The sequence below is a fragment of the Polynucleobacter sp. MG-6-Vaara-E2 genome (assembly GCF_018687695.1).
Taxonomy (GTDB): Bacteria; Pseudomonadota; Gammaproteobacteria; order Burkholderiales; family Burkholderiaceae; genus Polynucleobacter.
In genome coordinates this window covers 153,662-175,732 of the sequence record NZ_CP061303.1, presented here as the reverse complement: position 1 = coordinate 175,732, position 22,071 = coordinate 153,662, and the positions used below count along the sequence as shown (strand labels likewise).

20 protein-coding genes are annotated in these 22,071 nt (G+C 45.9%); 4 read left to right on the top strand and 16 right to left on the bottom strand.

Going from position 1 to position 22,071, the window contains the following annotated elements:
• The first annotated feature begins 1 nt into the window (after position 1).
• From ICV38_RS00965 to zapD, 3 genes are read left to right on the top strand one after another with little or no spacing between them, the layout of a single operon-like run.
• Positions 2–490 (top strand): A24 family peptidase, encoded by a 489-nt coding sequence (locus ICV38_RS00965; RefSeq protein ID WP_251368167.1) that lies wholly within the window; start codon positions 2–4, stop codon positions 488–490.
• Complete coding sequence (gene coaE / locus ICV38_RS00960; protein ID WP_371819233.1) at positions 445–1,131, top strand: dephospho-CoA kinase; 687 nt, start codon at positions 445–447, stop codon at positions 1,129–1,131. Before ICV38_RS00965 ends, coaE begins: the two co-directional genes overlap by 46 nt.
• 11 nt (positions 1,132–1,142) lie before the next feature.
• Positions 1,143–1,895, top strand: a complete 753-nt coding sequence (zapD, locus tag ICV38_RS00955; protein ID WP_215381908.1) for a cell division protein ZapD — start codon at positions 1,143–1,145, stop codon at positions 1,893–1,895.
• Here zapD and ICV38_RS00950 read toward each other — a convergent pair.
• The 6 genes from ICV38_RS00950 to secA form a co-directional block, all read right to left on the bottom strand.
• On the bottom strand, positions 1,892–2,308 hold the full coding sequence (locus tag ICV38_RS00950; RefSeq protein WP_215381906.1) for an NUDIX domain-containing protein: 417 nt from the start codon (positions 2,306–2,308) through the stop codon (positions 1,892–1,894). The genes zapD and ICV38_RS00950 overlap by 4 nt on opposite strands.
• A gap of 15 nt (positions 2,309–2,323) precedes the next feature.
• The gene (locus ICV38_RS00945; protein ID WP_215381904.1) at positions 2,324–3,181 is read right to left on the bottom strand and encodes an ATP-binding protein; all 858 of its coding nucleotides are present in this window, start codon (positions 3,179–3,181) and stop codon (positions 2,324–2,326) included.
• A gap of 14 nt (positions 3,182–3,195) precedes the next feature.
• Positions 3,196–4,431, bottom strand: coding sequence for a bifunctional glutamate N-acetyltransferase/amino-acid acetyltransferase ArgJ (argJ, locus tag ICV38_RS00940; RefSeq protein ID WP_215381897.1), 1,236 nt, complete (start codon positions 4,429–4,431; stop codon positions 3,196–3,198).
• 80 nt (positions 4,432–4,511) lie between these two features.
• Positions 4,512–6,635 carry a xanthine dehydrogenase family protein molybdopterin-binding subunit gene (locus ICV38_RS00935; RefSeq protein ID WP_215381895.1) on the bottom strand — a complete coding sequence of 708 codons (2,124 nt, stop codon included), beginning with the start codon at positions 6,633–6,635 and terminating at the stop codon, positions 4,512–4,514.
• A gap of 13 nt (positions 6,636–6,648) precedes the next feature.
• Positions 6,649–7,107: a (2Fe-2S)-binding protein gene (locus tag ICV38_RS00930; protein ID WP_215381893.1), complete on the bottom strand. Its 459-nt coding sequence runs from the start codon at positions 7,105–7,107 to the stop codon at positions 6,649–6,651.
• Positions 7,108–7,274: 167 nt separating this feature from the next.
• Positions 7,275–10,040 (bottom strand): preprotein translocase subunit SecA, encoded by a 2,766-nt coding sequence (gene secA / locus ICV38_RS00925; RefSeq protein WP_215381891.1) that lies wholly within the window; start codon positions 10,038–10,040, stop codon positions 7,275–7,277.
• 24 nt (positions 10,041–10,064) lie between these two features.
• On the opposite strand from secA, the gene ICV38_RS00920 reads away from it, so the two are divergent.
• Positions 10,065–10,598, top strand: coding sequence for a hypothetical protein (locus ICV38_RS00920; RefSeq protein WP_251368166.1), 534 nt, complete (start codon positions 10,065–10,067; stop codon positions 10,596–10,598).
• A 25-nt stretch (positions 10,599–10,623) separates the two neighbouring features.
• Here ICV38_RS00920 and lpxC read toward each other — a convergent pair whose 3' ends face one another.
• From lpxC to murD, 10 genes are all read right to left on the bottom strand, one after another.
• Complete coding sequence (lpxC, locus tag ICV38_RS00915; RefSeq protein WP_215381889.1) at positions 10,624–11,538, bottom strand: UDP-3-O-acyl-N-acetylglucosamine deacetylase; 915 nt, start codon at positions 11,536–11,538, stop codon at positions 10,624–10,626.
• Positions 11,539–11,569: 31 nt separating this feature from the next.
• A complete protein-coding gene (locus ICV38_RS00910) occupies positions 11,570–12,070 on the bottom strand; it encodes a peroxiredoxin (RefSeq protein WP_215381887.1) in 501 nt (166 codons plus the stop codon).
• Between the two features lie 112 nt (positions 12,071–12,182).
• Complete coding sequence (ftsZ, locus tag ICV38_RS00905; RefSeq protein ID WP_215381885.1) at positions 12,183–13,523, bottom strand: cell division protein FtsZ; 1,341 nt, start codon at positions 13,521–13,523, stop codon at positions 12,183–12,185.
• Positions 13,524–13,571: 48 nt separating this feature from the next.
• Positions 13,572–14,801 carry a cell division protein FtsA gene (gene ftsA / locus ICV38_RS00900; protein WP_215381883.1) on the bottom strand — a complete coding sequence of 410 codons (1,230 nt, stop codon included), beginning with the start codon at positions 14,799–14,801 and terminating at the stop codon, positions 13,572–13,574.
• Between the two features lie 10 nt (positions 14,802–14,811).
• The gene (locus tag ICV38_RS00895) at positions 14,812–15,669 is read right to left on the bottom strand and encodes a cell division protein FtsQ/DivIB (protein WP_215381881.1); all 858 of its coding nucleotides are present in this window, start codon (positions 15,667–15,669) and stop codon (positions 14,812–14,814) included.
• Positions 15,666–16,673 (bottom strand): D-alanine--D-alanine ligase, encoded by a 1,008-nt coding sequence (locus tag ICV38_RS00890; protein WP_215381879.1) that lies wholly within the window; start codon positions 16,671–16,673, stop codon positions 15,666–15,668. The genes ICV38_RS00895 and ICV38_RS00890 overlap by 4 nt, the downstream gene beginning before the upstream one ends.
• Positions 16,666–18,102 (bottom strand): UDP-N-acetylmuramate--L-alanine ligase, encoded by a 1,437-nt coding sequence (gene murC, locus ICV38_RS00885; protein WP_215381877.1) that lies wholly within the window; start codon positions 18,100–18,102, stop codon positions 16,666–16,668. The genes ICV38_RS00890 and murC overlap by 8 nt, the downstream gene beginning before the upstream one ends.
• On the bottom strand, positions 18,099–19,172 hold the full coding sequence (gene murG / locus ICV38_RS00880; protein WP_215381875.1) for an undecaprenyldiphospho-muramoylpentapeptide beta-N-acetylglucosaminyltransferase: 1,074 nt from the start codon (positions 19,170–19,172) through the stop codon (positions 18,099–18,101). Before murG ends, murC begins: the two co-directional genes overlap by 4 nt.
• Positions 19,169–20,365 carry a putative lipid II flippase FtsW gene (ftsW, locus tag ICV38_RS00875; RefSeq protein ID WP_251368265.1) on the bottom strand — a complete coding sequence of 399 codons (1,197 nt, stop codon included), beginning with the start codon at positions 20,363–20,365 and terminating at the stop codon, positions 19,169–19,171. The genes murG and ftsW overlap by 4 nt, the downstream gene beginning before the upstream one ends.
• A gap of 71 nt (positions 20,366–20,436) precedes the next feature.
• Positions 20,437–22,059 carry a UDP-N-acetylmuramoyl-L-alanine--D-glutamate ligase gene (gene murD / locus ICV38_RS00870; protein ID WP_215381870.1) on the bottom strand — a complete coding sequence of 541 codons (1,623 nt, stop codon included), beginning with the start codon at positions 22,057–22,059 and terminating at the stop codon, positions 20,437–20,439.
• Positions 22,060–22,071: the final 12 nt, after the last annotated feature.

Below are 22,071 nucleotides of genomic sequence, written 5' to 3'. Positions count from 1 at the left end.
TATGACTTTCGACATCGTGCGCGTATTACTAATCTTGATATTGGTTTCTTTGGCTTATATCGATGTGCGTACCTTTCGCCTGCCTGATGCCATCACGATTCCGACAATGACTGCTGGACTCATGTTTAATTACTTCGTACCCTTGGGATTGACTGACTTTCCTAGTGCCATTTGGGGTGCAATATTTGGTTACCTATTTTTATGGAGTCTGAATTGGGTCTACAGATTAGTTAAGAATCAAAATGGTATCGGCCTGGGGGATGCAAAGCTTTTATCGGCCCTAGGTGCATGGCTTGGCCTAAACGCCCTTCCCAATATCCTATTTATTGCCTCTCTGATTGGCTTAATCGGTGGACTCGCCTGGCTCCAACTTCAAAAAAAATCAACTCGCTCCGCATTTCCTTTTGGACCGTTTCTTGCGATTGCTGGCATCATTGAGTTGTTATGGCCACAGCGACTACAAACGCTCATTCTCAACAATCCGATCTAAACGGGCTCAAGGGGCACATCCCCCTGATAGGCCTCACGGGTGGTATTGGTTCGGGTAAAACTGCAGTTAGCGATTTACTGGGGCAATTGGGTGCTGGAATCGTTGATACCGATCTTATTGCCCATCAGATCACCGCCCCAAACGGCATTGCAATGCCTGCCATACAAAAGCAATTTGGCCCTGACTATCTAGATGCCAGCGGGGCATTAAATAGAAACAAGATGCGCACCCTGGTTTTTGCAAAGCCCGAAGCCCGTAAAGCTTTGGAGGCGATTACCCACCCTTTGATTCGTCAGGAAACCATTAGACAAGCCAATCAATGGGCCGCAAAGGGCTCTCCCTACTTGGTGTTTGTCGTTCCACTCCTAGTGGAATCAGGGTCTTGGGAGGGTTTGATTGATCAGCTAGTGGTGGTGGACTGCTCGGTGGAACTTCAAATATCAAGGGTGATGCAGCGCAGCAATTTACCCAAAGTAGAGGTTGAGAGAATTCTTAACGCTCAAGCATCCAGAAAAGATCGCTTAGCCCAGGCGGATATCGTTATTGAGAATCAAGGCAGCTTGGCAGAATTAAATACCGAAGTAAACCAGTTGCACCAAAAAATTCTGAAGATTAAGAAAGATCAGCTCAGTTCGTCATAGAATATGGGCTTGTGATTGTCTACGAATACCCCTTCAACGAATTAGTTCGAAGCATGCTTCGACTGGAGTATTTGTTCGCCCGCTTTAATCATTTTGTTCGCTCTGACGACCCTGAATTGCATCACAATGCAATTTCGATGCTGTTTGATCTTGGCGATATTGGTGCACGTGGTGATATCAAGTCACTGCTATTAAAAGAATTTGAGCGTCAAAAATATGCGCTCAATGGACTCAAGTCATCACAAAAAGTAGATCAAGAAGCACTCTCTCAAACTCTTGCAGAAATTGATTCAGTTGCATCTAAGATTAATCAATCTGCAGGCAGACCAAATCTAGCTATTTCTGAGAGCGAGTGGCTCAATGGCATTCGCACTCGCTTAAATATTCCTGGCGGCACGAGTCCAATTGATTTACCTAGCTATCATGCTTGGAAAAATAGTCCTTCGACCGAACGTCGGAAACTTTTAGAAAATTTTGTTTGCCCATTGCTGCCATGGCAAGATGCGTGTCAATTATTTTTACGTTTACTTCGCCAGTCAGGCGAAGCAAAAGATGTTGTTGCGCATAACGGATCATTCCAGCAAGCGCCTTCTGGAAAAATTTATCAGCTCATGCGGATTGCAGTTGAAGATGACACACTCTTCTCTGAAATTAGCGCCAATAAATACCTGCTTTCTGTGCGCTTTATGCAATCAGATCGTGATAAAAAAGCACAGCCTGCCAATAAGGATGTGCCATTCAAACTGACCCTCTGTCAGTTCTAAGCTAAAAGAGCTTTAAGCCTTTCTAGCATTGGCCAAGCGGCGGGCAATAATGGCTCAACACTTGGCTTTTCTGCGCCAAGCAGCTCCCAGGATAGAGACTGACCTTCACAGCCTTTTGGGGTACCGCTCCAATCCCGAATAATACTGACGTGCAAACGAACATAGGCATGCGGATAGTCATGCTCAAGAATCGTTAACTCTTCGCTTGATTGAATAACGATTCCCAGCTCTTCTTGAAGTTCACGTTTAAGCGCATCAAAAACCGTTTCGCTTTTTTCAATCTTGCCGCCAGGCACTTCCCAATATCCTGCATACGGCTTGCCTTCGGGTCTTTGCCCCAAAAGATAGCGACCCGATTGGTCTATCAATATCCCGGCAGCGACTTCAGTAACAGGACGATTTATTTCACTCACAAGAATCAATTCATCCTAGGCGTGTGATCCGGCCCAATATTTTGCAAATTGCCAAGCAACACGTCCAGAACGAGAACCTCGCTCCAATGCCCACACCAATGCCTCCGAACGAGCAGTTTCAATTTGCGCAGGAGTAAGGCCAAAATGTTGCAACCAATGCGCGACGATAGCTAAGTATTCATCTTGCTTGGGCGGATAAAAGGATAACCACAATCCAAAACGCTCAGATAAGGAGATCTTCTCCTCAACCACTTCGCCCGGATGAATTTCGCCATCATCACTGTGCACATAACCTTCGTTATCTTTCATATACTCAGGCAGCAAATGGCGACGGTTAGAGGTGGCATAAATCAAGATATTGTCGACCTGGGCTGAAACTGAGCCGTCCAGAGCGGATTTCATGGCCTTATAGCCTGACTCTCCATCCTCAAAAGATAGGTCGTCGCAAAATATGATGAAACGCTCAGGTCGGTCGGCCAAAATCTCAGTGATATCAGCCAAGTCGGCTAGATGCTCTTTCTCTACCTCAACTAAGCGCAGTCCTTGGCTGGCAAACTCATGCAGGCTAGCCTTAATCAAGGATGACTTACCAGTACCTCTAGCGCCGGTGAGCAAAATATTATTGGCTGGCTTTTTTTGAATAAAGTTTTTAGTGTTATCGCGTATCGCATCTCTTTGACGATCGATATTTTGTAGATCATCAAAAGTAATGTCAGACACATGCTTTACTGGTTGCAAAAACCCAATGTTCCCAAAGATACTATCTCTACGACGCCATCTAAATGCAGGTGATGATTTCCACTGCTCGTCTGTGAGGGGCTTAGGTAAAAATGTCTCCAGGTGATCTAAAAGACGATCTAATTTTTCATTCATATTGTTGGCATCTTTTAAGAGCGGTAGTCTGCATTGATCGATACATAGTCATGTGACAAATCACAGGTCCACATTGTCTGACTGGCGGCTCCACGACCTAGATCAATCTTTACTGTGATTTCAGCCTCTTGCATTACCCTTTGGCCATCAGCCTCTTGATAGCTTGGATTGCGCCCACCATCTTTAGCAACCCAGACATCCCCAAGCCACATTTGTACATGATTCACATCTAAGTCTTTGATTCCAGCATAGCCAATAGCAGCAAGAATCCGGCCTAAATTAGGGTCACTAGCAAAGAAAGCCGTTTTTACCAATGGTGAATGGGCTACAGCCTTAGCAACCAAACGACATTCTTCGGCCGTCTTACCGCCCACCACTTCAATCGTCATGAACTTGGTGGCACCCTCTCCATCGCGCACAATCATTTGAGCCAATTTTCTAGCTAAGGCAATTAGTGCATCGCGAACAACCGCATAACATGGATCACTAGTAGATTGAATTTGTACTGCTGACTGGCCAGTGGCCATGATGATGAAAGAATCATTCGTTGATGTATCACCATCAATCGTAATGGCATTAAACGAAAGGTCTGCAACCTCGCGAGTCAGATTGCCTAATATACCTGGAGCAAATCCTGCATCAGTAGCAATAAAACCCAACATGGTTGCCATATTGGGATGAATCATGCCAGCACCTTTGCAGATACCAGTCAAGACAACTGGGCCAGCAGGAGTTTGAATTGTGACTGAACTTGCTTTAGGCTGAGTATCCGTAGTCATGATTGCTTCAGCGGCATCAAACCAGTGATCCTCGGCCAAATTAGCAACCGCTTTAGGAAGAGCGCTAATAATTTTCTGGATCGGCAACGGCTCGAGAATCACTCCCGTTGAAAATGGCAAAATCTGCTCTGGATTGATGTTGAGATCCTTGGCTAAAGCAGCGCATGTCTCTAATGCATGTTTCATACCTTGCTCGCCTGTACCTGCATTCGCATTACCGGTATTGACTACCAGAGCCCTAATCTGCCCATGACGACCCTCCTGCGCCAAATGCTCACGGCAGACTTGGACTGGGGCAGCGCAAAAACGATTCAAAGTAAAAACACCGGCAACCTGAGACCCAGGGGCTAGCGTCATCACCAACAAATCTTTGCGATTGGCTTTCTTGATTCCAGCTTCAGCAATGCCCATTTCAAAACCTTTAACAGGGGTGAGATCGGCTTTTTGGGGGAGGGGTAAGTTAACTGTCATAGTCTGATAATTGTAGATGAGGCACAAAAACAAAGCGCGCCAAATAATGGCGCGCTTTATGACTTACTAAAGGCCTAAATCTAGGCTTTCACTGGCAATTCTCGAATTCGCTTACCAGTAGCCGCAGCAATCGCATTAGCTAGAGCAGGCGCTACCAATGGCACCCCAACCTCGCCCAAGCCACCCGGCTTCTCTTGGCTAGGAATCAAGTGAACCTCAATCACTGGCACCTGGTTTTGACGCAAACTTGGGTAATTATTGAAGTTTGTTTGCTGTACACGGCCGTTTTCGATGGTAATCACATTCCCCAGTGCGGCACTCAAACCATAAATGACGCCACCCGTGAGCTGAGCCCTTGCCTGATCAGGGTGAACTGCAATACCGCAATCAGAAACAAAAGTAATCTTTTTCACCTTAGTCTCAGTCGCCTCACTATCAAGCTCCACAACACATGCTGAGTAAGTGTCATAGCACTCCATTTGAGCAACACCAAAACGTTTGCTACCTGAGACATAGCCAGACTTTTTCACGGCAGTTTCAAGAACATGTTTTGCTCTTGGATGTTTGCTTAAGGAGGCAAGGCGGAAAGCAACCGGATCTTTGCCAGCAGCATTTGCAGCTTCATCCACAAAACTCTCAATTGCAAATGCATTCAATGCATTACTTACTGAACGCCAATAACCAACCCGTAATCCGGTATCCGTAATAACGTTGGTGATTTCCATGTTGGGAATGTCATAAGTAATGTTGTTTGAACCCTCGACCATAAAAGGATCAAAACCATCCTTCACAAATCCAGGAAATGCACGAGCCGTGACGGATTGAGAAACCATCTTTGCCTTCATACTGGTCAATTGGCCATTTGAACCCAATACGCCTTCAACCTTATGAATACTCATTGGACGATAGAAGTCATGTGTGATGTCATCTTCTTTAGTCCAAAGCATCTTCACTGGCATACCCGCTGCTTTTGAAATTTCAGCTGCCTGACGGATGAAGTCAAGCTCCAGCTTACGTCCAAAACCACCACCTAAAAATGTGGTTTCAATAGTGACATCTTCTGGCTTAACGCCAGCCGCAGCAGCTGCAACTGCCTGACCACCTTGCTGGAATTGAATTGGACCAATAATTCTGCACTTCCCATTAGAAACATCGGCAGAACAGTTCACTGGCTCCATCGTCGAGTGAGCGAGATATGGCAAGAAGTACTGCGCACTCAGAGATTTGCCATTGGGGACACTTGCATAGACATCACCTACCGTCTTAATGATTGCACCCTTCTTGGATAAGCCCTCTTCTAGAGATTTCCGCACAACAGCATTGTTTAAGTTTGCGTTAGATCCTTCATTCCAAGTGATCTTGAGAGCGTCTCTACCTTTACGTGCTGCATAAAAATCTTTCGCTAAGACTGCAACACCATCTGAAATCTGAACTACTTTAATAACCCCAGATACTTTGAGAGCAGCTGATGCATCATAGGATGTTGGTATGCCGCCAATGACTGGGCACTGAGCCAGCGATGCAATTGCCATCCCCGGAATCTTGACATCTATTCCATAGACAGCTTTTCCAGAAACTTTAGCTGGCGTATCTAAGCGCCGCATGGTTTCTTTTCCTATCACCATAAAGTTAGCTGGTGATTTCAAGGCTGGTTTCTCTGGCAATGGCAACTTAGCAGCATCAGCTGCAAGATCGCCATAAGTGGCTGACTTGCCACTAGAGTGCGTCACCTTACCATTCATCGCCTTACAGTCCGCTACCGCTACATTCCACTTCTGAGCTGCAGCTTGTACTAGAACTGCGCGAGTAGCTGCTCCAGCAGTTCTGAGCTTATCAAAGGCTTCACGAACTGATGTAGAGCCGCCAGTGATTTGACCACCCAACATCGCATTAATATAGACTGGAGCGACGCCTGCAATCTCAACCTTGATCATTGAGAGGGGTAAGTTCAACTCCTCAGCAAGAAGCGCTGGCATAGAGGTATAAACGTCCTGACCCATTTCAGAGCGAGCGCAAATTAAAGTAATTTGATTGCTGGGGGTAATTTGAATCCAGGCATTTGCTAATGCTGGCTTCTCACCCGAATCGGTGGCAGCTTCGCTAGCCATTGGCAAATACATGCCCAGCACAAAGGCACCGCCAACTGTGGCACTTTGTTGAATGAATTGACGACGACTTTGATTCTTTAAAGAATGATTTTTCATTTGAATTATCCCCTTAAGCCAATTTATCAGCAGCGCGTTTAACTGCTTTTTCTATACGGGCATAAGTTCCGCAACGACAGATATTGCCACTCATCGCGCTCTTAATCTCATCACTATTAGGCTTTTTATTTTTAGATAGTAAATCGGCTGCCGACATCATCTGTCCTGTTTGACAGTAGCCACACTGAGGGACATCAAACTCAATCCAAGCATCTTGCAATGCCTTGCCCACCTTGGCAGACAAGCCTTCAAGAGTAGTGACTTTCTTACCAGCAGCTGCGGCTACGGGCGTAGAACAAGAGCGGATGGCAGCACCCTCAAGATGGACAGTACAGGCGCCGCAGAGAGCTGCTCCACAGCCATACTTTGGACTAGTAACATCCAGATGATCACGCAAGACCCATAGTATTGGGGTTTCTGGATCCCCATCAAAATTCACAGTCTTACCATTGAGAGTAAAAGATACGGCCATAACGCCCCCTTAGCGAAATTAAACAATCAAAAAATACTACCGATTTATTACTTACAAATCATGACAGATGAAAGGGTTATTAGCTATCTCAAACGACTAGGGATTCCACCAAGAAAAAAGGCTCAGATTTTTCTGAGCCTTTTCATTCAACCATGTGTCAATAATAACTATGCCAATGCACCGCAACAATTTTTATATTTCTTACCACTACCGCATGAGCAAGGATCATTGCGACCGATTTTAGGACCAGTACGAACTGGTGCAGGCTGAATATCAATAGCAGCGCCACGATCCCCAGTCGAGCCAGCAACCTCCATGTCAGCATCTGCATGCTGATACTGAAGGTCTTTTAACTTGGCCAACTCTTCATTCATCGAATCTGATGCTTGATCCAATTCACTAGCGCTACGAATCTGCACCGTCATGATGCTCTTCACAACGTCATTCTTGATGACATTCAAGAGTTCACCGTAAAGCCCAAAGGCCTCGCGACGATATTCTTGTTTGGGGTCTTTTTGGGCATAACCACGTAGATGAATACCTTGACGCAAATGATCCAAAGCGGCCAAATGTTCACGCCAGTGAGTGTCAACACTGTATAGAAGAACGGAGCGCTCAAAACTCGCAAAGGATTCACGTCCAGATAGCTCAACTTTGGCGTCATAAGCGTCTTTAGCCGCCTGCAGCACTCGCTCAACAATTTCAGAGTCATCAACACTTGCCGCGCCCTCGACCCATTTCTGCAAATCTACAGTGAGGCCCCACTCATTTGCAAGAACGTTCTCAAGACCACACAAGTCCCACTGCTCTTCCATGGATTCAAGAGGAACATAGAGAGAACAAATAGAACGTAATACATCCTCACGCAAATTCGCAATGAGTTCACCAATATCTTTACTCTCAAGCACTTCATTTCTGAGACGATATGTTTCTTTGCGCTGATCGTTCGCAACGTCGTCATACTCAAGCAACTGCTTACGCATATCAAAGTTGCGACCCTCAACCTTGCGCTGAGCTGATTCAATCGAACGAGTCACCATACCCGCTTCAATAGGTTCGCCATCAGGCATCTTCAAGCGCTCCATGACAGCTCGCAAGCGGTCACCAGCAAAAATGCGCAACAAAGGATCGTCTAAAGAGAGATAGAAGCGTGAAGAGCCTGGGTCGCCTTGACGACCAGAGCGTCCTCTTAACTGGTTATCAATACGACGGCTTTCATGGCGCTCAGTTCCGATAATGTGTAGGCCACCAGCAGCCAACACTTGATCGTGAATACTTTGCCACTCATCTTGCAATTGTTTAATTTTGGCAGCTTTTTCTGACTCAGAAAGCGCTTCATCAACCTCAATTAAAGAGGACTGTTTACCTACATTTCCACCGAGCACGATATCGGTACCACGACCAGCCATGTTAGTGGCAATCGTGATCATTTTTGGACGACCTGCTTGCGCAATGATTTCTGCTTCGCGGGCGTGCTGTTTGGCATTTAATACTTGATGCGGTAACTTACGTTTATCCAATAAGCCAGCAATTAACTCTGAATTTTCAATTGAGGTTGTTCCAACCAGTACTGGCTGACCACGCTCATAGCAATCTTCAATATCTTTAATCACTGCGTCATAACGCTCGCGAGAAGACTTATAAATTTGATCTTGCTTATCTTTTCTTTGACTAATCCGATTAGGAGGGATCACCACGGTTTCAAGGTTATAAATTTCCTTGAACTCGTACGCTTCAGTATCAGCAGTACCAGTCATACCTGCCAACTTGCCGTACATGCGGAAATAATTCTGGAAGGTAATTGTTGCTAAGGTTTGATTCTCATTCTGAATCGGAACACCCTCTTTAGCCTCTACTGCCTGATGTAAGCCATCAGACCAGCGGCGACCTTGCATTAAACGGCCAGTGAACTCATCAACAATGATGACTTCTTTGTTTTGCACAACATAATGCTGATCACGGTTATACAAAGTATGAGCGCGCAAGGCAGCATACACGTGATGCATCAACGTAATATTTTGCGGGGAGTACAAAGAATCGCCATCATTCAAGGCACCAATTTGTACCAAGATTTGCTCAGCCTTATCGTGACCTTGCTCAGTCAAATATACCTGCTGCGATTTTTCATCAACCCAGTAATCACCTGGCTTTTCAACGCCAGTGCCATCGGCTTTCTCCTCGCCAATTTGACGCTCTAAATGTGCCGGGAGCGCATTGATCTTGATGTAAAGATCAGTATGATCATCTGCCTGGCCAGAAATAATCAATGGTGTGCGCGCCTCATCAATCAGGATTGAGTCGACCTCGTCGACGATGGCGTAAGCTACGCCACGTTGTACACGCTGATCCACATCTTGGACCATGTTGTCGCGCAAGTAATCAAAACCAAATTCGTTATTGGTGCCATAAGTGATATCTGCTGCATATGCTTCTTGCTTAGTCTTATGATCCATCTGCGATAGATTCACGCCAACTTTCATACCTAAGAAGTTATATAACTTAGACATCCACTCAGCATCGCGTTGTGCCAAATAGTCGTTCACGGTAACAACATGCACACCATTGCCCGTCAAAGCATTTAAATAGACTGGGAGTGTCGCGGTTAGCGTTTTACCTTCGCCTGTACCCATCTCAGCAATCTTGCCTTGATGAAGTGCCAAACCACCCATCAGTTGTGCATCAAAGTGCCGCATCTTCATGACGCGTACACTAGCTTCACGCACAACAGCGAAAGCCTCAGGCGCAATGTCATCCAAAGATTCGCCATTGGCTAAACGAGACTTAAATTCAGCAGTTTTAGCCGCAAGTGCAGCATCGTCCAAAGATTGCAGGTTAGACTCAAAAGCGCCAACCTTGGCAACGACTTTGCGATACTGTTTTAAGAGGCGGTCGTTACGACTGCCGACCAGGGTTTTAAGAAGACCGATTACCATGGGATATTGAAGAAAATTAAGTCCTTGAGTTTATCACCCGCAACCCCATTTTTTATGAACTTTGCCCCTAAATCGTCCCGCAAGCAAACAGCCCATGAATGGCTTGATTACTTGCGTGAATCCAATGGACTTGGGGGAATTTTGGCCAAAACTGAAGATCTAGCCAAACTCAAGTCTTCTCTTGGTAAAGCCTTGGAAAAAGTAGATTTAGGACACCTTAGCTCCAAAATTGAAGCTGGCTGGCGCTCCGGTAGCCAGGATGAATTGTTTTTACTGGTCAATAGCGCTAGTATTGCTACTCGCTTACAGCAAAATTTACCTAGTCTAATCAATGAGTTAGGAAAACTTGGGCTCACCTGTAGTGCCATTAAAGTCAAAGTGAGGCCTGCCGCAACGCAATGGGAAGTAAAACCACGAGCGAGCGATACGCAGCATCAAAAACCCAAAGGTTTTAATGCGATTGCCAAAAAATCATGGGAAGAATTACTGGACAAGTTAGCGCCCGAGTCCGATTTACGAAAAACGGTTGAAAAACTCCTTCAGCGCAAACCTAAATAAATCGAGATAAATCTAAGGGCCCTTCTTAGAAAAAGAGAGGTTGATTCTCCTGAGAATAGGCTTCGGGCGCTTTATTTTCAGCAAAGCTACTAATCTCATAAGAACTTGGATCTTCCAAGAGCTTGCGTAATAGCGCATTGTTCAAGGCATGGCCTGATTTTTCAGCCACATAAGCACCCACAATAGGATGCCCAACTAGATAAAGATCTCCAATCGCGTCCAAAATTTTATGGCGCACAAACTCATCTTCATAACGAAGCTCTTCGTTATTCAAAATACGGTGCTCATCCAGAACAATGGCGTTGTCTAAGCTACCGCCACGAGCAAGACCCATCTCCCTCAGGGCTTCAACTTCATGCGCAAATCCAAATGTACGAGCACGTCCAATTTCATTACGGTATGCGTGCTCCGCAAAATCCACAACAAATCGTTGACCAGTTTTATCGACTGCAGGATGTTTAAAGTCGATTGTGAAATCTAACTTAAAACCAAAGAATGGTTCGAGGCGAGCAAGCTTGTCACCTTCACGCACTTCTACTGGTTTTTTAATCACTACAAATTGACGGGGAGCCTCTTGCTCAACAATACCGGCAGATTCAATTAAGAATAAAAATGAAGCGGCGCTTCCATCCATGATGGGTACTTCTTCACCATCAAGCTCAATCAAAAGATTGTCCAAACCAAGCCCAGCACAGGCTGAGAGTAAATGCTCAACCGTGGAAACTCTCACACCATCTTTTTGAATGACCGATGCAAGCCGCGTATCGCATACAGCCAAAGCAGTTGCTGGAACCAAGGACTGCTCTGGAGTATCAACACGAACGAACTGCACCCCTGAATCTACTGGAGCAGGCTTAATCGAGATAGTCACCTTACGACCAGAGTGCAAACCAATACCCACGGTTTTCACCGGGTTCGCAATGGTTCTTTGCTTCATCATGATGACGTCTCTAAATTTACGGAAAGATTGATTACAGTTTTTTCAGAATCGAGGCTGCATCGCTTACCTCAAACTTACCTGGAGCTTCACGATCTAAACTTTTTACGACGCCATCTTCCACAATCATGGCATAACGATCTGAGCGAAGACCTAAGCCACGAGCAGTCAAATCCAACTCCAAACCAACCTTCTTAGTGAACTCAGCACTACCGTCACCCAACATACGAATCTTTTTTCCAACCTTTTGATCACGTCCCCATGCACCCATCACAAATGGATCATTCACAGAGATACACCAAATCTCATCTACACCCTTTGCTTTAATCGCATCGAAGTGCTCAACATATCCGGGCACGTGCTTTGCTGAACAAGTCGGCGTAAAGGCACCAGGTAGAGCAAAAATCACAATCTTTTTTCCAGCCGCAAGCTTCTCAACTTCAAAAGCATTAGGCCCTAATGCACAGCCTTCAGTCTCTTCATTCATAAATTCATAAAGAGTGGCGTTTGGTAGTTTTTGTCCAACAGCAATCATGGTGTCTCCAATAAGTAATTGTTAGTAAGCATGCCAACGCAAGCGCGGGATTCGTCGTCCGGAGGGGCGCCGCGCTGGCATTTCACAATAACCTATTGTATTAAGCAGTCAATTAATCTGCTTGTTTACGTAAAAATGCAGGGATTTCATAGTAATCAGCCCCTTTATCCAACAAGGTTTTTGCTTGTGGAGAACTATCTGCACCCAATGTAGGAGCGGCAGTCGCTTCACGAGAGCTACGAAAAACCCGTGGTAAATCGTACTGACTGTAATCAACGCCACTACTTGCTGGCTGTGCTGCCACTGCAGGTGTACTAGCCGAACCTGTTAGAACCATACCTGCGCTAGTGCTCAAAGCAGAATCTAAGCTCACCTTGCTAATCGCAGCTGATGCACTAGCTGGCGCAAAGGTATTCAGGTCAGCCATTGTTGGCATTGCGTCATGCGTACCAGTAGCTTGTCTCCAAACTACTTCTGGCTGATTAGCTTTGCGGGCTTGTGGATTATTCAAACCTGTAGCCACGACAGTGACACGCAATGCATCACCCAAGCTCTCATCATACACAGTGCCGAAGATCACAGTTGCATCATCGGCAGCATAGCCACGAATCGCAGCCATCACTTCACGTGTTTCAGAAAGCTTCAATGAACGGCTAGCCGTGATATTGACCAATACGCCACGCGCACCAGATAAATCCACCCCTTCAAGTAATGGCGATGCAACAGCAGCTTCAGCAGCCAAACGTGCGCGATCCATACCAGAAACTGTTGCAGTTCCCATCATCGCCTTACCTTGTTCGCCCATCACAGTCTTGACGTCTTCAAAGTCAACGTTAATTAAACCTTGAACATTGATGATTTCTGCAATTCCAGAAACTGCGTTATGCAGTACATCATCAGCGCATGCGAATGCTTTATCAAACTCAGCATCTTCACCCATCACTTCAAAGAGTTTTTCATTGAGTACAACGATCAATGAATCTACATAGGACTCCAACTCAGCTGCGCCATTCTCCGCAACTTTCAAGCGCTTCACACCCTCAAAGTCGAATGGCTTGCTGATAACACCAACTGTCAAAATGCCCATTTCTTTTGCGACTTGAGCGACGATTGGAGCAGCCCCAGTACCTGTACCACCACCCATACCAGCAGTGATGAACACCATATGAGCACCTTGCAATGTATCGGCAATACGAGCACGAGCTTCTTCGGCAGAGGCCGCACCGATTTCAGGTTTAGCACCAGCACCTAATCCGCTAGAGCCCAGTTGCAAATTCACAGATGCCTCAGAGCGCTGCAAAGCGCCAGCATCGGTGTTCATGCAAATGAACTCTACGCCATTTACACCGCGACGGATCATGTGTTGGACTGCATTACCGCCAGCCCCACCGACACCAACCACTTTAATGATGGTTTTGCCAGCTGTTTCTTGATCTAACATTTCAAATTCCATATACCCTCCTAGGTAATAAACATACTACGTTGACGACGACGAAAAAACTTAAAAATTTCCTGCAAACCATTCCTTCATACGCGAGACCACAGCTTGTAACGCGCCTGACTGAGAAACACGACGGCCACGCATAAACTGCGCTTGGCCTTCCATTAACAAACCAATACTGGTAGCAAACCTTGGGCTTCGTAACACTTCATGCAAGTGGCCACGATATTCAGGCGTGCCAATACGAGCCGGCCTTAAGAAGACTTGCTCAGCTAACTCAACCATTCCTGGCATTAGCGAAGTACCACCAGTTAAAACAATTCCTGAGGACACCATGTCTTCGTAACCAGAGTCACGCACAACTCCCCTTACCAAAGTAAAGAGTTCCTCAACACGCGGCTCAATCACAGCAGCCAAGGCTTGCTTAGACATAGGACGGGGTTCGCGATCTCCTACTCCTGGAACATCAATCATGGCGGCTGGATCAGCCATCTCTTGGCGAGCAATACCATGAGCGATCTTTAAATCCTCAGCATCAATCGTTGGCGTACGTAATGCCATAGCAATGTCATTGGTAATTTGATCACCAGCAATTGGAATGACCGCTGTATGACGTATAGATCCTTGGCAATAAATTGCAATGTCCGTTGTGCCACCGCCAATATCAACCAATACAACGCCAAGTTCTTTTTCATCTTCGGTTAAGACAGCGAGACTTGAGGCCAAGGGTTGCAATATGAGATCGTTCACTTCCAATCCACAGCGACGCACACATTTCACAATATTTTGTGCTGCACTTACTGCGCCAGTAACAATGTGTACTTTTACCTCTAACCGCAAGCCACTCATACCAATTGGTTCACGTACATCCTCTTGACCATCGATGATGAATTCCTGAACAAGAATATGCAAAATCTGTTGATCGGTTGGAATGTTGATCGCTTTAGCTGTTTCAAGTACGCGCTCTACATCTCCAGCGCTTACCTCTTTATCGCGAATAGCTACCATACCGCTCGAGTTAAAACTCACAATGTGGTTACCTGCAATACCAGTAAAGACTTGCACGATCTGACGATCAGCCATGATCTCAGCTTCTTCTAATGCCTTCTGAATGGACTGAACAGTTGCCTCGATATTGACGACGACACCTTTCTTTAAGCCTTTTGAAGCAGTTTGGCCAACGCCAACCACATTAAATTGACCGTCAGGAGCCAACTCAGCAACCAAGGCTACTACCTTGGAAGTGCCAATATCCAATCCAACCAATAAATCGCGATTGTCTTTACTCATTCCCATTTCCTCATTGCTTCAGCTCACTTTTCTTGCCATCAACATCATTCTTTTTCACACTTGCAGCGGCAAGATGAACCGCAAAACCATTTGCATAACGCAAATCCACCGCATCAATACGGTTAGACCACTTTTCTTGTACTTGTGGCCAATATTTAAAGAGACGTGCCACACGCTCTTCGGTTAATGTTTTGTCTGAACTTTCTTCATCGCGCCCAAACTCCACCTTCATGCCATTTGATAATTTGATATGCCAGGCATAGCGTTCAGTCAAGGCAAGACTGGTCACCTCTGCACCCCATGGCTTGAACCAGTTATTTGCTTTCTCATACAGACTCATCACTTCCCTGCCAGCATCCTCGGGCCCATGAAAATCAATTAGGCGCACATCATCACTAACCTCAGAAACACGGCCCGCAAAGACTTCGCCATGATTGTTGATGAGTTCATGACTCTCAGCACCACCCCAAGTGCCAAAGGGCCTCTGCTCCTCAATGCTCACAATTAAGCCGTTAGGCCAAACGCGGCGAACATTAGCATGACGCACCCAAGGCATGCTCTCAAAACCACGCTTAACATCTTCCAAGCGAACGCTGAAGAAGTTGCCTTGTACGGTTTCCAAAACTTGTTGCTTCACAAGTGATTTATTAATGTGCTTCAAAGTTTGACCAACAACAGGCTCAATTTGAATTTGCTTTAGCGCAAACACAGGGCGCTGACTTAACCACACCAATACCCCAAAAACCATCATCACTACAAAACAACGCAATAAGAAACGGCTAAGCTTTTGCATCCGATCGGGATAATTCCAGATCGGAGACATCAACATGGCAAAAATTTCGCCAAACCGGTCCATGAAATTACTCATGCAGTAGTACCCTCTTTCTCCTGCAAGGTCTGACTGAGCAACCAAAGCACTAAATCAGCATATTCAACGCCAGCAGCTTTTGCCGCCATCGGCACTAAAGAGTGAGAAGTCATACCAGGAGAGGTATTCATCTCCAGCAAATAGGGCTTCCCTGTTTTTTGATCAAGCATCACATCAGCACGACCCCAAGTGCGGCAACCCAAAGCCCGATAGGCTGCCAAAGCTAACTCCTGCACTCGCTGATTCACTTCAGGCGCCAACCCAGTAGGGCAAAGATATTGCGTCTCATCCGAGAAATACTTGTTATGAAAATCGTAATTGGCTTGTGGCGGAATAATTTTGATCACAGGCAATGCTTCAGCACTAAGGTCCTGACCAACCAAGGGGCAAGTTAATTCATCTCCGACGATGCAAGTTTCTGCGATGACCTTTTTATCAAGCCCAGCAGCAAGTTGATAAGCAGCAGGTAGCTCTTCAACAGACTTCACTTTAGTGAGGCCTAAAGATGAACCTTCATGCGCTGGCTTCACAATTAATGGCAAACCAAGATGATTTGCGACAGCGTTCCAGTCGCTATCTGCAGTTAACTCCTCAAATTCAGGAGTAGAAAGTCCATTACTAATCCAAACTTGCTTGGTGACAATCTTGTCAATGGCCAAAGCTGAAGCAAGCACACCACTACCGGTATATGGCAGCTCAAGTAAATCAAGTAATCCTTGGATTGTTCCATCTTCACCATACCGACCATGCAAAGAAATGAAGATACGATCAAATTTCTCGGCAACCAGTTCAGTCGGATTGCGTAGGCCTGGATCAAATGCATAGGCGTCAACCCCTTTAGATATTAGGGCTTGAAGAACGCCATTGCCAGACATTAGGGAAATTTCACGCTCACCAGAGCGGCCACCCAGTAAGACACCAACGCGGCCAAAAGCTTTTACGTCCAAGCTAGCCAATCGTGACTTAACACGATCACCCCACAAACCAAAACTTAGCTTAGACATTTCTTGCCTCCGATAAGGTGTGAGGCAATGCTGAAATAGATCCTGCGCCCATCGTAATTAATACATCTCCATCTTTTAAAACTTGACTTAATTTTTCTGGGATCTCTGCAACATTCGATGCGAATACCACTGCGGCAGAATCGAGCAACGCTTTGGAATGCTTATCTTCAGCTAGGGCCGCCTTCATCAAGCTCTTACCATCGGCGCCAGGAATCTTGGCTTCACCAGCTGGATACACCTCGGTTAAAACCAAAGCATCAAAATTTCGGAGAACTTGCACAAACTCGCCGAAGCAATCGCGCGTTCTAGTAAAGCGATGTGGTTGAAAAGCTAGAACCAGGCGACGATCTGGGAATGCCCCACGTGCCGCCTCTAAAGTAGCAGCCATCTCTACTGGGTGATGACCATAGTCATCAATCAATGTGAAGCTACCGCCTGAAGCTAATGGAATCTCACCATAACGTTGGAAGCGACGGCCAACACCACCAAACTCAGATAAAGCCTTGGTGATAGCCTCGTCGCCAACCCCTAATTCAGTCGCGATACCAATTGCAGCGAGGGCATTTTGTACGTTATGCAAGCCTGGCAAATTGAGTGTCACGTTGAGTGGGCCGGGTTTATTGCCATGACGACGTACGGTGCGGCGCTCAACCGTGAAATGCATCTGAGTTCCATCCGCACGAACGTTACTTGCGCGAATATCAGCGTCGTCCGAAAGTCCGTATCGCAATACAGGCTGAGAAACAAAAGGAATAATGTCTCTTACGTTGGAGTCATCGATACATAGAACTGCAACACCATAAAATGGCATACGCTGGATAAATTGGACAAATGCTTGCTTCAATCTCGCCATGTCATGTTGATAGGTATCCATGTGATCAGCATCAATATTGGTGACCACCTCCATTGCCGGAAATAGCTGCAAGAAAGATGCATCCGATTCATCTGCCTCAACCACAATGAAATCACCGCGACCCAAGCGCGCATTTGCACCAGCAGAGTTGAGCTTACCGCCAATCACAAAGGTTGGATCTAAACCACCTTCAGCCAATACAGATGCAACCAAACTAGTAGTAGTTGTCTTGCCGTGCGTTCCAGCAATCGCAATACCCTGCTTCAAACGCATCAACTCACCCAACATCACGGCACGTTGAATTACTGGAATTTTTGCCGCACGAGCTGCTAATACTTCAGGATTATTGCCAGCCACTGCAGTTGAAATCACCACTGCTTCAGCACTACCTATATTTTTCGGATCATGGCCAATGTGAATAACCGCGCCGAGTTCTTTAAGGCGCTTAGTAATAACACTCTCAGCCAAATCTGAACCAGATACCTGATAACCCAAATTCAAGAGTACTTCGGCGATGCCACTCATACCCGCGCCACCAATGCCGACAAAGTGAATTTGTTGCACGATATGTTTCATATACCCACCCCCGCACAATCTGCGCACACCTCAGCCACTCGCTGGGTTGCATGTGGCTTAGCCAAAGCATGCGCACGAATAGCCATGTCCTTCAGGTCACTGCGATTGAAGTTTTGAATCATCAAAGCCAGGTCTTGAGGATTAAGAGATTGCTGAGGTAATAAAACTGCAGCACCAGCATCTGACAAAAATTTAGCATTTGCTGTTTGATGATCATCAATCGCATGAGGAAATGGGATCAAGCAAGATGCAACGCCGCAGGCCGCCAATTCTGAAACAGTCATTGCTCCAGAACGGCAGATCACCAAATCTGCATTTGCATATGCAGTTGGTATGTCATCTATAAAGGGACGAATGTCTGCTTCTACACCTAGCTCAGCATATCGTTTTTGCAAGTCTGCTAAATGCTTATCGCCTGCTTGATGAATCACTGATGGACGCACATCTTTTGGAATCAAGGCTAACGCTGCGGGAATATTTTCATTTAATGCCGCTGCGCCCAAACTACCACCAACAACCAAGATAGAGAGAGGGCCCTGGCGATCGTGATAGCGTGCCTCTGACTTTTGTATGTGATCAAACTCTTCGCGAATCGGATTACCAACCCACTCCGCTCTTTCCATCGTATTTGGAAAGCCAGTCAAGGTGCGCATTGCAATCTTTGCTAATGCACGATTAGCACTACCTGCTACTGAGTTTGCCTCATGCAATACCAGGGGACGCTTTAAAAATTTCGTTACTAAACCGCCAGGGAATGTAATGTAACCACCCATACCCAAGACAACATTGGGCTTTAAGCGACGCATAATCTTCCAGCTCTGAAAGCATGCTCGTACTAAATTGATTGGAAGCATGATTTTTGCCTTGAGACCCTTTCCACGCAAGCCGCCAAACTCAACTGCTTCAAAAGGAAAGTCACAAGACTTCACTAAGCGATATTCCATACCACTTTGGTTGCCCAACCAAGAGACATTCCAACCGCAGATTCGTAAATATTGAGCAACAGCAAGGCCCGGGAATATATGCCCACCAGTTCCACCAGCCATCACCAAGATTGAGGGTTTGGTCATAACTTCCCTCCTCGCATCAAAATACGATTCTCATAATCGATACGAAGTAGCATCGCAATGGCAACTGCATTCATCAAAATTCCCGAGCCACCATAACTGACTAACGGCAGAGTTAAGCCTTTTGTTGGCAACAAACCTAAGTTCACGCCCATATTGATAAATGCTTGCCAGCCAATCCAGATAGCAACACCTTTTGCAGCCAAGCCCGCGAAGCTTCGGTCCAATTGCAAAGCAGTACGGCCAATCATGAAAGCACGACGCACAATCCAATAGAACAAGAAGATCATGACAACAACACCAATAAAACCAAGCTCTTCGCCGATTACTGCCATGATGAAGTCGGTATGCGCCTCAGGAAGATAGTGAAGCTTTTCAACGCTACCACCAAGGCCAGTGCCAAACCACTCACCCCGACCAAAAGCCATCAACGAGTGTGTCAATTGATACCCTTTATTGGCTGCGTTATCCACTTGCCATGGATCCATAAACGCCAACATACGACCGCGTCGAAATGGTGAAAGCGCAATCATTGCGGCTCCACTCAGTAAGCCGACAACAATCAAACCACCAAATAATTTGGCATTGATACCACCTAAGAACAAGATCCCAAATGCGATTAAGGCAACCACAACAAAGGCGCCCATATCCGGCTCTTTCATTAAGAGACCGCCAACAAGTGCAACAGCTATACCCATTGGCAGCATCCCCTTGGAAAAAGAATGTAAATATTCTTGGCGCTGAACTGTATAACTCGCCGCGAATATCACTGCCGCAAATTTCATGAGCTCTGAGGGCTGGAAATTCATCAATCCCAACGGAATCCACCGTTTCGCGCCATTCACACCCTTACCAATACCTGGAATTAATACTGCGATCAGTAATAGCACTGTAAAACCGAAAATCACTGGTGAATACCGATCCCAAACCTTGGTTGGAATTTTGAATACCCAGATACCCACCCCAACAGCAATTGCTAATGAAACCAAATGGCGAATCAAAAAGAAGTTGCTGCTGTAATTCGCATATTTAGGGCCATCTGCCAACGTAATCGATGCGGAATACACCATGACCAAACCAATCAGCATCAGCGATAACACTGCCCACACTAATAACTGGTCATATTCCATCATGCGTGAACGTGTTTGCTCTACGCCCGATACCGCATCACGTAAACCTGTCCGGAAGTTATCAATACCGCCTCTAGAGAAATTCCAGAAGCGATCTAAACCAAGACGATTCTCAGGGAAGAATTTTTCTCTTAAGTTCAAACCTGAGCTCCTTCAAATCTCATACTCAATTCTTCAACTTCGGAGGCAAATACTTGTGCACGCTCTTTGTAATCTCGGAACTGATCTAGGCTTGCACAAGCAGGTGATAGCAAAACTAAATCGCCTGAGACCGCTCTCTCTGCAGCAGCTTGAACCGCTGAAGATAAATTACCGCTATTTACACAATAAATATTGCTACCAATTGCCTCGGCAATCTTTTCTGCATCCTTGCCGATTAAGAAAATACCTTTCACAAAACGCAATGCGGGTTCACGCAATGGACTAAAGTTTTGTCCCTTACCATCGCCCCCTGCAATCAGCCAAATTCGCTTGCCCGCTTCATTACTACCCAAACCATTTAATGCAGCAACTGTTGCGCCAACATTTGTACCCTTGCTGTCATCCACATACTCAACATCATTCACAATTGCAATGCTTTGCACGCGATGAGGCTCGCCGTGGTAATCACGCAATCCATGAAGCAGAATGTTCATCGGCAAATTAGCTGCGCGTGCTAAGGCGAGTGCAGCTAATGCATTCAATGCGTTATGACGTCCCCGAATACGCAAAGCGTCTGCTGGAATCAAACGTTTCAGGCGCAATGACTCATCCTCCTCAATAACAGCAGACTTACGGCGACGCTTTGGCTTAGGCTCTACATCTTCATCGACCTCAGCCCATACCAGCCAATCGATACCGCCTGCACGTAAATCATGCTCAATTCCGAATGCGCCTTGCTCATCAGGACTATTTGAACCAAAGGTAATAATGGCCTTTTCAGCCTTCTGCTCATCGGTGAGTAGGCTCATCACAGCAGAATCATCACGATTCAAAATGCAGATCGTGTCAGAACCAAATATTTTGGCTTTAGCCTCTACATAAGCAGACATATCACCATGCCAATCTAAGTGGTCTTGGGTGATATTTAGAACTGTTGCCGCAGTGGCATTTAAAGAATAGGTATACACCAATTGGAAGCTAGAAAGTTCTAACACCCAAATATCTGGCATATCTTCAATCTGATCTGCACCATCTAAGCATGTCATTAACTTATCGAGTGCCGCAGGACTAATATTGCCCGCAACCGCTACTTTTTTACCAGCACGCTCGCATAGCTGACCAGTCAATGCGGTTGTAGTGGTTTTACCGTTAGTACCGGTAATAGCTAATACCGATGCTTTATAGCTAGATTGCTTTTCTTCTGCACTACGAGTCATAGCTGCAATAGCACGAGCAAAGAATTCAATCTCACTCCAAACATCCACTCTTGCTTTACGAGCTTTAATTAAGAAGGATTCGGTTGGCTCTTGGAGCGGAGAGAGCCCTGGGCTAATACCAATCACATCTATAGCATCCAATAGCTCATCAGTGAAAGGGCCAAACTGAATATCTTTTAGTCCAGCAAATTCTAGTTCTGCGAGCCATGCTAATTGACGCTCAGAAAAATTGGATCGGTCACGCGTATCTACAAGGCGTACTTGTGCACCATTACGTAAGCACCACTTGGCCATCGCAACTCCAGACTCACCCAATCCTAGGATTAGGAAACGGTGTGGGGCTGTATAGCCTGTATCAGCTACTGCGGCAGGGTTAGCAAAAGTATTTTCTAAAGTTAGCATATGTATTCTTTG